Here is an 11,408-nt window from a genome sequence, read left to right as displayed (position 1 = left end):
GATGAGCCGAATTCTGATTGTAGAAGATGAAACAATAATCCGGTCTGCACTGCGCAGACTACTCGAGAAAAACCATTTCCAAGTCGACGACGCCGCTTCTGTAGATGAAGCTACCAGCCGTTTCAACCTTGGCGACTTCAACTTAATTATCAGCGACCTTCGTCTGCCGGGCGCACCTGGCACAGACATGATTTCGTTGGCGAAATCAGTTCCTGTACTGATCATGACCAGTTATGCGAGTTTACGCTCCGCTGTTGATGCGATGAAGCTCGGTGCTGTTGACTATATTGCTAAGCCTTTTGATCACGATGAGATGATCAGCTCGGTGCAGCATATTCTTTCCTCTCGTTCGGAATCTGACAGTCCCGTTACCGAACATGATGCCGCAACTGCCGAGAACCGCACTAATATCATTGGCTCCTGCCAACCGATGCAGGAACTCGATAAGCGCATTAAGAAAGTTGCTCGCACCCAAGCGACTGTTTTGATTCAGGGAGAGTCAGGCACAGGTAAAGAACTTGCAGCTCGCGCGATTCACGAACAGAGCAATCGCGCCAATATCCCAATGATCTCAGTGAACTGCGCCGCGATCCCAGAGAGCCTGATTGAGTCAGAACTTTTTGGTCACGAAAAAGGCGCCTTTACCGGCGCTAGCAGCAGCCGCAGCGGCTTACTTGAAGCTGCAGATGGCGGTACGCTATTTCTTGATGAAATCGGAGAGCTTCCGCTCGAGGCTCAAGCTCGTTTGTTACGCTTCCTACAAGAAGGTGAGATCCGACGTGTAGGATCTGTGCAATCAAAGAAAGTTGATGTTCGCCTGATTGCTGCAACCCATAGGAATCTAAAAGAGCTAGCAAAACAGAACGAGTTTCGTGAAGACCTCTACTACAGACTCTATGTGATGGAGCTTCGCATTCCTCCATTAAGAGAACGCGGCGACGATATTATCGAGTTAGCTGAAAAAATGCTGGCTCGTGTTTGTCAGCGAATGGAAACAGCGCCTTTACGTTTCGCCAATGATGCGCTTGAAACGATGCGCAGATACAGCTGGCCGGGCAATGTTCGTGAATTAGAAAATGCTATCGAGCGTGCAACTATTCTTGCAGAAGGTCCATTCATTACCACTGACCTTTTAGGCTTAGATATCCCAGTAAGCTCTCTAGATGATATTGAAAGCCAGTTTGTCGCGATGAATCAGGCTACTCCTCAAGCAGTACAGACTGAAGACCAATCTAAACTATCTTTAGACGACTACTTCCAAAGATTCGTTTTAGAAAATCAGGATCAATTGAGCGAAACAGAACTGGCTAAGAAGCTCGGCGTGAGCCGCAAGTGTTTATGGGAACGCAGACAAAAACTTGGCATTCCTCGCAAGTCGAAAAAATAGATTATACCAAGGTCTAAAGGGTAACATTTAAGTAACATTACGGTAACAATTCAGGTGTTACCGTACTACCCAGCAACTAGTACCAAAGCGTAACACCCAGTAACAAAACCGCTACAAAAGTAGATCAAAAAACAAACAATCAAAAATAAGCCATTGTTTTATAAGGATTAATAAAAACTGGCACATGCCGTGCAATATACTGCGCGACAACAAAAAGAAGCACACTTCTTAAACTAGACCGCCAATAAAAATAAAAACTGGAATAGATTAAAGAAGTACCTGTCTCGAATAAAAATAATAATGAGGCTTAAGAAAGCTGATCGTAGCGAAGCTGTAACGATCTTAATATTGCTCTTAGAACAAAAACAACAAGCTGAGAAATAGCCGTTGTTGCCTGAGATGCGATCAGCTACCCATCTCCTTCCCTTTTTCTTCTATCTTTTAAATTTCCCAATCTGCTGTGTAACAGTGGTATGATTGCGCACCCATTTAATTCGGGCAGTAAGCACTGTTTAGATTTGATATAAGCCTGAACACCCGTACAATTACTACCCTTTCCGGCTAGATAAATCGCATAGGTAGGCACAACCTTGCTTAAAACCATCAGTAACGCATTGAGCAAAGTATTTGGCAGCAGTACAGAGTCCGTTAATGACTCTGCTGAAAACACGCAATTAATCACTGCTGTTGAAAAGAAGTTGATCTCTGAAGATGAGCATAAGATTCCACGCCGTCATTTAGATGATAATGCCCTGAAAGTTGCCTACCGCCTCCAAGATGCAGGCTTCGAAGGCTACTTAGTTGGCGGATGTATCCGTGACCTACTGCTTAAGAAAAGACCAAAAGATTTTGACGTAGCGACAGATGCACATCCAGAAGAAGCTGCAGATCTGTTTCGCCGCGCCCGCCTGATCGGCCGCCGCTTTAAACTGGTTCATGTCCGCTTTGGCCGTGACCTGATCGAAGTCGCAACCTTCCGCGCAAGCCACGATAACCAAGCTGAAAATGCTGAAGGCGAACAAGGCAAACAATGCGATAGCGGCATGATCCTACGCGACAATGTTTACGGCACAATTGAAGATGATGCGCTACGTCGCGACTTCACTGTAAACGCGCTGTACTACTGCCCGAAAGATCACTGCGTCTACGATTTTGCCAATGGTTATGACGATCTGCAGAAAGGTATTCTGCGCATGATCGGCGACCCAGAAGATCGTTATAAAGAAGACCCTGTACGCATGCTACGTGCAGCTCGTTTTGCCGCTAAGCTTGATTTCTCGATTGAACAGCAATCAGAAGCGCCGATTCGCACCTTAGCACCAATGCTGAAACGCATTGCGCCAGCACGTCTATTTGATGAAGTGCTAAAACTGCTGCAATCAGGTCACGCTATTGAATCTTACAAACAGCTACAACGTTTAGATCTGTTTGAGCCGCTATTTCCACAGGTTCAGAAACTGTTACAAAGTGACAATCTGAATGTGCCTCTGGAACGCTTGATCGAGAACGCACTAAAAAATACTGATCGCCGTCTGGCACAGCGTAAGAGCGTTACACCGGCGTTCTTATTTGCAGCTATCTTGTGGTACCCAACTCAGCTACGTATGCAACAGTTGATGAAAGAGAACAAGATGCCACCGGTACCGGCTCTACATGAAGCAGCCAATCAGGTACTTGCAGAACAGGTTCGTTCAACCGCTATACCGCGTCGTTTCTCTACCCCAATCCGTGAGATTTGGGAGATGCAACTGCGTCTGCCACGCCGCCAAGGCAACCGTGCAGCACGCTTGATGGAACAACCGCGCTTTAGAGCTGCGTATGATCTACTTCTACTGCGTGAAAACAGTGGTGAAGATCTAGGTGGACTAAGCCAGTGGTGGACTGACTTCCAGAACGCTAATGAGCCAAGCAAAAACAGCATGGTGAAAAGCTTAGGTAAAGGTGATAAGCCTCGTAAACCACGTCGTCGCCGTTCTAATTCAAACAAGTCCCGCCAAGAGTCATCGCAATGACGACTGCGGTTCGTTGTTACATAGGGTTGGGCAGTAATCTCGACAACCCTCTTCAGCATGTTGAACAAGCATTTTCTGAGCTGGCAGAACTGGTAAACTGCCGCTTAGTCAAAGCATCACCCATATACCGTTCTGCACCGGTTGGCCCTCAAGATCAGCCAGACTTTGTCAATGCCGTTGCAGAGATAGAAACGACCCTAGAAGCCCATGCACTGCTGGATCAGCTTCAGGGGCTTGAGCAGAAACACCAGAGAGTCCGCGAGCGACACTGGGGACCAAGAACCCTCGACCTCGACCTGCTTCTATACGGTAATAGCCAAATCAACACCGAACGTCTCTGCGTACCACACGCATTTATGCACGAGCGCAGCTTTGTTCTATACCCTCTGGCCGATATCGCACCCGATTTAATCATGCCTAATGATGTAACTTTGTCTTCCCTATTAGTTGCATGCCCTATGGGCAGCCTGACAAAGATATAGGTATAATCGCGCCAACGCGTAATAACAGGAAGATCATTCCATGAGCAATATTACTCTGCACACGTTGTCCTCAATGAAGAAAGCGGGCGAAAAGTTCGCGGTACTTACCGCTTATGACGCTTGTTTCTCGCATGTTGTTAGCTCTGCTGGCACAGAAGTAATTCTGGTAGGCGATTCATTGGGCATGGTGCTTCAAGGCAATGACAGTACTCTACCCGTAACTGTTGAAGAGATGGCTTACCACACTCAAGCTGTCGCCAAAGGTAATCAGGGAAGCCTTATCATGGCCGACCTACCTTTCATGAGCTATTCCACTCCAGAACTTGCTATGGATAACTCCGCTGCGCTTATGCAGGCGGGTGCAAACATGGTGAAATTGGAAGGTGGTGCATGGCTTGCAGAAACTGTATCTATGCTAGCTGAACGTGGCATCCCTGTTTGCGTTCACCTTGGCCTGACACCTCAAACTGTGAATAAGCTCGGCGGTTATCGAGTCCAAGGTCGCGATAAAGAAACGGCACAACAGATGATTAACGATGCCGTTATGCTGCAGGATGCTGGCGCTAGCGTGATTTTGCTTGAGTGCGTTCCATCTATCCTAGCCAAAGAGATCACACTCGCACTGGATGTGCCTGTTATCGGTATTGGCGCAGGTTCTGACACAGACGCTCAAGTACTGGTTCTACATGACATGCTTGGCGTAACACCAGGCCGCAGCCCTAAGTTTGTAAAAAACTTTATGGCTGATGCCAATAGCATTGAAGAAGCGATCAGCCAATACGTGACTGACGTTAAAAGCGGTACTTTCCCTGCTTCCGAGCATGAGTTTGAATAAACATGATCACTCTACATACCATTGCTGATCTGCGTGCAGCCCTCAATAAAGAGCGAGCAGCAGGCAAGCGTATCGGCTTTGTACCAACGATGGGTAATCTGCATGAAGGTCACCTACAACTGATCGATCAGGCAAAAGCGAATAGCGATATTGTCGTTTCATCGATCTTTGTCAATCCTCTGCAATTTGGTGCAGGGGAAGATCTAGATAATTACCCACGTACTCTCGCTGCTGATCAAGAGAAACTGAATTCTCGCGGCTGCAACTACCTGTTTGCACCGACCGATTCGGAGGTTTACCCGAACGGACGTGAATCTCAGACACAGGTTGAAGTACCAGAGATTTCAGACCTTTATTGCGGCGCGACTCGCCCAGGCCACTTCCGTGGTGTTGCGACGGTCGTAGCTAAACTGTTTGGTATGGTTCAACCAGACGTAGCGATCTTTGGCGAAAAAGACTTCCAACAGTTGATGGTTATTCGCCGAATGACCGAAGATCTTAGCCTACCTGTAGAGATCCAAGGTGCGCCTATTGCCCGCAATGAGCAGGGCCTAGCATTGAGCTCTCGCAATGGTTACCTATCAGAGCAGGAACTGGAAACAGCCACCGTGCTTAACGCTTCGCTACGCGAAATTGAAGCCGCTCTGATTGAAGGTAATAAAGACTTCGATTCGCTGATTGAAAGCGCTCAACAGCGCTTAGAAACCGCTGGTTTCAAACGCGATTACTTGGTTATCTGTCGCAGCCAGGATCTACAACCTGCGACACCTGAAGACTCCCAATTAGTCGTACTAGCAGCTGCCTACCTTGGCCCTGCCCGATTAATCGACAATTTACAAATTAATTTGTAACCCCTCTTCCGAGTAGGGTTACACCTACTCGGAACCCCCTGATATCCCTCAGATTTTTAAATTAAACGCTCAATTATTGCTGCAGCGCAATACTTGCTATTTCAATCGTAAGTCTTATACAACCCGCTACTTTCGTGGCTTGACAACCGGGGGCTCGGTCGCGCAGACTGCTAGGACGATGAGTTCTTGCACTGCAATAAAAACAATAAAGGTTGTATAAGTGCTCAGAAAAACGGATTTTGGCCGCCCCTAAATGAGTAGAGAGGGCACAACGGTCACTGAATAAACGCCGCTTTTCACTGAATACTATCGGCCAAAAATTTGGCCATACCATCATCGTGAAGAACGAACTTTGTACATAGCTAAGCTAAGAGGCATTTCGAATGCGTGACGTTGTAATTGTAGCTGCGGGCCGTACCGCAGTTGGTACTTTCGGTGGTTCCCTATCTAAAATTGCTGCATCTGACCTAGGTGCAACAGTTATCAAAGGCCTGATCGAGAAGATCGATCTGGACCCTGCAAAAGTTGACGAAGTAATCATGGGTCAGGTTTTGACGGCTGGCTGTGGCCAGAACCCTGCCCGTCAGGCGACGCTTAATGGCGGCCTGCCAATTCAAGTTCCTGCACTAACTATCAACAAAGTTTGTGGTTCAGGTCTTAAAGCTATTCAAATGGCTACACAAGCAATCCGTTGTGGCGATGCAGACATCATCATCGCTGGTGGCCAGGAAAACATGAGCTCTTCTCCTCACGTTGTTCCAAACTCTCGTAACGGTGCTCGCATGGGCGACTGGAAAATGGTCGACACAATGATCAAAGACGGTCTATGGGACGCATTCAACGATTACCACATGGGTATCACTACTGAGAACATCGTTGAAAAATACGGCTTCACACGTGAAGAGCAAGATGCATTTGCTGCTGCATCTCAGAACAAAGCAGAAGCTGCTGTAACAGGCGGTCGCTTTAAAGATGAGATCATCCCAGTAACAATTCCTCAGCGTAAAGGCGATCCAATCGTATTTGACACTGACGAGCAGCCACGTTTCGGTTGCACGGCAGAAGCGCTAGGTAAACTACGTCCAGCATTCAAAAAAGACGGTTCTGTAACTGCAGGTAACGCTTCTACTATCAACGATGGTGCTGCTGCAGTAATCGTTTGTTCTGAAGAGAAAGCGAAAGAACTAGGTCTTCCAGTACTAGCCCGCATCAAAGCGTACGCTAACTCTGGTATTGATCCATCTATCATGGGTACAGGCCCAATCACTGCGACTCAGAAAGCACTAGAAAAAGCTGGCTGGTCTGTAGATGATCTAGAACTAGTTGAAGCGAACGAAGCATTCGCTGCTCAAGCAATGTCTGTAAACAAAGATCTTGGCTGGAACACTGACATCGTTAACGTTAACGGTGGTGCTATCGCTTTAGGTCACCCAATCGGCGCTTCTGGCTGCCGTGTATTCGTAAGCCTAGTTCACGAAATGAACAAGCGTGACGCGAAGAAAGGCCTAGCGACACTATGTATTGGTGGTGGTATGGGTACTGCACTGGCAGTTGAGCGAGACTAAGCTAGACTTAAGTCTAGTTACACCGTCCTACTCTTTAAACCGCAGCTTCGGCTGCGGTTTTTTTCTTTCTGAAACCATCATAAAAAGAGATAACTGAACAAAATCCTCCGGTCGTAGTTCAAACTGTTAAATTCTCAGACTACTTCTTCTCAGCAAAGAGGGTTATTCTGATAAACAGTTCTTATCGCTAGCTCTTTGACTGGGAAAATATCAATGGTAACTCCCCATACTCTATTGCGATTTTTTTATATTCTAATTCTATCCCTCATAATCCTTCTTGGTCTTCCGAACTTCTCTATTTGTGACCAGCAAACAGCACAAGGCTTAGCCATACTCTTCTTTATCGGTGCTCTTTGGATCAGCGAAACGCTCCCTATAACAATTACTGCGTTGTTAGTACCCTTACTTGCCGTTTTACTCAACCTCCTAGATGTTAAGCAAGCACTCTCCAACTTTGCACATCCAATTATCTTTCTCTTTCTAGGAGGCTTTTCACTAGCTGCTGCTCTGCATAAACACGATATCGATCGCGCTCTTGCCAACTATGTTTTGCATCTAACGAAGGGGCACGTTCTTTATGCCTGTTTGGCGCTTTTTATTCTTACAGCCTTTATCTCCATGTGGATATCCAATACCGCGACCACCGCTATGATGCTTCCCCTTGCACTAGGCATCCTTTCCCGTTTCGATATTAAGGAGAATCCTAAGATCTATTTTTTTATTTTGCTAGGAATTGCTTATTCAGCAAACATTGGAGGCATAGGCACGTTAGTAGGAAGCCCACCTAATGCGATTGCTGCTGCTGAGATTGGGTTAGGTTTTGCTGATTGGATCAAGATTGGAATGCCAATGGTTATTATCCTACTACCCGCTATGATCGCGTTTCTCTTCATTCTTCTTAGACCGGAATTAAAGCAACACTTTGTTTTAGAACAACAACACTTCTCCTTAACCCCCGAACGCTATGCAGTCATTACCGTATTTTTACTAACCGTGGTTCTATGGTTGTTTAGTAAACAGTTTTCAACATTTCTCGGAATAGATAAAAACTTCGATAGCATGGTAGCTATTCTTGCCGTATTGCTTTTAGGGGGGTTAAAACTCGTAAGCTGGAAAGATATAGAAACGACGACCGATTGGGGGGTATTGATCTTATTTGGAGGCGGTATAACGCTAAGCGCTATTCTGAAAAGTAGTGGTGCTAGTGCTTTTCTTGCTGAACAACTCAGCTTATTACTAAGCCAAGCCAGTTTTTTCATCTTTTTGGCTTTGATCTGTACCTTTATAATTTTTCTTACCGAAATGGCAAGTAACACTGCCAGTACAGCTTTAATGGTGCCGATTTTCATCTCGATAGCTGCAGAATTAGGCTTTCCAGAAGAGACCTTGGCCATCGCTATTGCTATCAGCGCTTCCTGTGCATTTATGCTTCCTGTAGCTACACCTCCAAATGCAATTGTATTTGGTACTGGTTATGTGCCACAAAAAAAGATGATGCGCACAGGACTGTTCCTCAATTTACTTTGCGTCGTATTGATCAGTTCTGCGCTGTACTTAATACTCGACTACAACTGAACAATTGCACCTTTGCCTACACCTTCGTAAGCACGTACCAATACCTTATCATTTGGATAAGCTTGCTTGATCTGCTTGGCCAGATGATCTGCGATCAATTCAACCGTGCTGTCCGTATCGATTAAGTAACAAACCGATGTAGGTAGGCTTATTGCAAAGTCACCCTGCGGCGCTGTGTAAGCGTAATGATGACGGCTCTCACACTGTTCAATTAGATGAGATTCCGAACCTATATAGATATCAGTGAAACGTTCAGCCCACTCTTGTTCAAGATTGAGTTCACGCTGATCATTGATATAGATTTCGATCTTAGAACGATGACCATGCGCAATACGCTGACAGTTGCCATCATGCTTCTGCAAACCATGGCTGTAGTGATAGAAAGCGCCGTCGATTTTCTCTGGAACAAAGGAGATCTTTAGCCCTTTTACTTCATTTGGGAAAAGTTCTAAAAGCTTATCCCGACACCACTCAGCCAAAGTCTTCTCTGTGATCTCAGGCATACCTACTAGGCAGATTGCAGGCTCAGGGGAACGGCAATAAAAGCTTTCACCATCCGCATAAAGCCACTCGACCTCAGTGTAGCCGTCTTGAGTAGAATGACTAAGACGTGGCATGCCCGTAGGAACCACCAGTGCATGATCTACCCATAGATCAAACCACTGCTTAACCTTCTTCTTCACAATCCCAAAATCACAGATCATGCCTTGGTCATTTAAGCTGCCATCCAGCTCTAACTGCACAAGCCACGACTCCCCCATCAACCCACGTTGAGGGTGTAAATAGGAAAAATCGACATTGGTCAGATTATCAACAAAAAGTTTCACGGCAGGGCTCCTGATTTGAAGGCGCTATAGTAGCTTAAAACCTTCAACTAAAAAACGGTGCAGGCTATAGGGACAATGCCAGTTCCGATATACTACGCACTTTAAAGCTTGTTATAGACTTACCTTATGCGCCTAGATAAATACTTAGCACAATCTTCCGGCTTTTCCCGTAAAGAAGTTCGCCGCTTTATGAAAGCGGGTGAAGTTGTTGTAAACGATATTGAAGTTACCGACCCATCCATGCATGTGGGTGAAGACGATGAGGTTTATCTAAGTGGCTATCCTGTAGATGCGCCAGGTGATAAGTACATCATGCTGCATAAACCTTTGGGCTGCGTATGCTCCAATGACGACGGTACCCACCCAACGGTTCTAAGCTTGATAGATCTACCACGGGCAGAGGAACTAACGATCTGTGGCCGACTAGATGTGGACACAACCGGTTTAGTGCTTATCACCAGTAATGGTAAATGGGCTCACAAAATCACCTCGCCAAAGCACAAAACAGGCAAGCTCTACCAAGTAACCACGGCTGATCCAATTCCTGAAGATGCCGTAGAGAAATTCAAGCAAGGTTTAATGCTGCACAATGATAAGGAGCGCACTAAACCCGCTGAGCTAACCTTAATTGCCAGTAATGAAGCCGAAGTCATTCTTACCGAAGGCCGCTATCACCAAGTTAAGCGTATGTTCGCGGCTATAGGCAACAAAGTAGAAGAGCTTCACCGCGCACGTATCGGCAATATCGAGCTCGATGAATACCTAGAACCCGGCGAATACCGTTTTCTGACAGAAGAAGAGATTAATAGCATCTAATGAGTGATACAGCCTTTAATCTAATCGCCCCTTATATCCAACGCGCTTCCGGTCGTTCGCTTTGGCTCGCTGATGAAAACTTGCTCAGTGCCAATATCCCAGCTAATGAAGCCGTTATCGCCATTACCAACCGAATTGATCTGGAACAGCATCTTTTTCGTCAAGGTTGGAAGGTTTTCTTCTCCGATTATGATCTAAGCATCATCGAAGATAACAGTTTGGACTCTGTGATCTACCGAGTATCCAAAGAAAAGCCGGTGGTACACCACCTAATTAATGAAGCTTTCCGCTGCTTAAAACCTGAAGGGAAACTTTATATTGCCGGTGAGAAAGGTGAAGGGATCAAAACCTACTTCAGCAAAGCTAAAAAGCTTTTTGGAGAGGGTGAAACCAGCAAGGCCGATAAAAACACTTGGTCCGCGACACTCACTAAAGTAAACGCTTCGAGTGAAGACCTGTTGGATGCTAAAGATTTCCACCAGCTGCGTGTCACTGCCAGTGACGAGATATTTGAGTATTACAGCAAACCAGGTGTGTTCGGTTGGGATAAAATTGATCGCGGTAGCGCCTACCTGATCGAGCATCTCGATAGCTTCTTAATGACCTTACCAGAACCGCCGAAAAACGCTCTGGATCTAGGCTGCGGTTATGGCTACTTGTCCTTGAATCTGAGCCACTTAGATATCCCGGTAACAGCGACCGATAACAACGCTGCCGCCTTAAAAGCCTGCGAGCGAAACTTTAACCGTTATCCGATTAACGGCAAAGTCATACCTGCGAGTTGTGCAGAGGGTATTACCGAGAAATTTGATCTAATCCTCTGCAACCCCCCTTTCCATGCAGGATTTTCCGTCGACGGAGACCTGACAGACCGTTTTCTAAAAGCGGCTCATGACCGTTTGAATGGCCGTGGGGTCGCCTGCTTTGTTACCAATATGCATATCCCACTAGAGCGAAAAGCTAAGCAGTTCTTCCATCAGGCTGAATGTATTGCCTCTAACGGCAACTTTAAGCTGATCAGGCTTACTCACAAGACATAAAAATGGGGCTAAAAGCCC

At 46.2% G+C, this 11,408-nt stretch carries 10 protein-coding genes; 9 read left to right on the top strand and 1 reads right to left on the bottom strand.

The window, feature by feature from the left end; all coding sequences use genetic code 11:
- Position 1 precedes the first annotated feature (1 nt).
- The 7 genes from ACMXYP_RS01955 to ACMXYP_RS01925 all read left to right on the top strand — a co-directional run bounded on the left by ACMXYP_RS01955 (position 2) and on the right by ACMXYP_RS01925 (position 8,707).
- Positions 2 to 1,387, top strand: coding sequence for a sigma-54-dependent transcriptional regulator (locus ACMXYP_RS01955; RefSeq protein ID WP_415884633.1), 1,386 nt, complete (start codon positions 2 to 4; stop codon positions 1,385 to 1,387).
- 590 nt (positions 1,388 to 1,977) lie between these two features.
- Positions 1,978 to 3,399, top strand: a complete 1,422-nt coding sequence (gene pcnB, locus ACMXYP_RS01950; protein WP_415883331.1) for a polynucleotide adenylyltransferase PcnB — start codon at positions 1,978 to 1,980, stop codon at positions 3,397 to 3,399.
- Positions 3,396 to 3,881 carry a 2-amino-4-hydroxy-6-hydroxymethyldihydropteridine diphosphokinase gene (folK, locus tag ACMXYP_RS01945; protein ID WP_415883330.1) on the top strand — a complete coding sequence of 162 codons (486 nt, stop codon included), beginning with the start codon at positions 3,396 to 3,398 and terminating at the stop codon, positions 3,879 to 3,881. The genes pcnB and folK overlap by 4 nt, the downstream gene beginning before the upstream one ends.
- Positions 3,882 to 3,921: 40 nt before the next feature.
- Positions 3,922 to 4,716: a 3-methyl-2-oxobutanoate hydroxymethyltransferase gene (gene panB, locus ACMXYP_RS01940; RefSeq protein ID WP_415883329.1), complete on the top strand. Its 795-nt coding sequence runs from the start codon at positions 3,922 to 3,924 to the stop codon at positions 4,714 to 4,716.
- Positions 4,717 to 4,718: 2 nt separating this feature from the next.
- Complete coding sequence (panC, locus tag ACMXYP_RS01935) at positions 4,719 to 5,567, top strand: pantoate--beta-alanine ligase (protein ID WP_415883328.1); 849 nt, start codon at positions 4,719 to 4,721, stop codon at positions 5,565 to 5,567.
- A 383-nt stretch (positions 5,568 to 5,950) separates the two neighbouring features.
- A complete protein-coding gene (locus ACMXYP_RS01930; protein ID WP_415883327.1) occupies positions 5,951 to 7,132 on the top strand; it encodes an acetyl-CoA C-acetyltransferase in 1,182 nt (393 codons plus the stop codon).
- A gap of 213 nt (positions 7,133 to 7,345) precedes the next feature.
- Positions 7,346 to 8,707, top strand: coding sequence for an SLC13 family permease (locus tag ACMXYP_RS01925; protein ID WP_415883326.1), 1,362 nt, complete (start codon positions 7,346 to 7,348; stop codon positions 8,705 to 8,707).
- Here ACMXYP_RS01925 and ACMXYP_RS01920 read toward each other — a convergent pair.
- Complete coding sequence (locus ACMXYP_RS01920; RefSeq protein ID WP_415883325.1) at positions 8,698 to 9,534, bottom strand: 6-carboxytetrahydropterin synthase; 837 nt, start codon at positions 9,532 to 9,534, stop codon at positions 8,698 to 8,700. The two genes, ACMXYP_RS01925 and ACMXYP_RS01920, sit on opposite strands and share 10 nt — an antisense overlap.
- Before the next feature lie 126 nt (positions 9,535 to 9,660).
- Between ACMXYP_RS01920 and ACMXYP_RS01915 the strand changes: the two genes are divergently transcribed.
- Both ACMXYP_RS01915 and ACMXYP_RS01910 read left to right on the top strand, forming a co-directional pair.
- Positions 9,661 to 10,350 carry a pseudouridine synthase gene (locus tag ACMXYP_RS01915; protein WP_415883324.1) on the top strand — a complete coding sequence of 230 codons (690 nt, stop codon included), beginning with the start codon at positions 9,661 to 9,663 and terminating at the stop codon, positions 10,348 to 10,350.
- Positions 10,350 to 11,390 carry a methyltransferase gene (locus tag ACMXYP_RS01910; protein ID WP_415883323.1) on the top strand — a complete coding sequence of 347 codons (1,041 nt, stop codon included), beginning with the start codon at positions 10,350 to 10,352 and terminating at the stop codon, positions 11,388 to 11,390. Before ACMXYP_RS01915 ends, ACMXYP_RS01910 begins: the two co-directional genes overlap by 1 nt.
- Positions 11,391 to 11,408: the final 18 nt, after the last annotated feature.

Source organism: Neptuniibacter sp. QD34_54, assembly GCF_047778055.1.
Lineage (GTDB): Bacteria > Pseudomonadota > Gammaproteobacteria > Pseudomonadales > Balneatricaceae > Neptuniibacter.
This window is presented reverse-complemented; position numbering and strand designations above follow the sequence as displayed.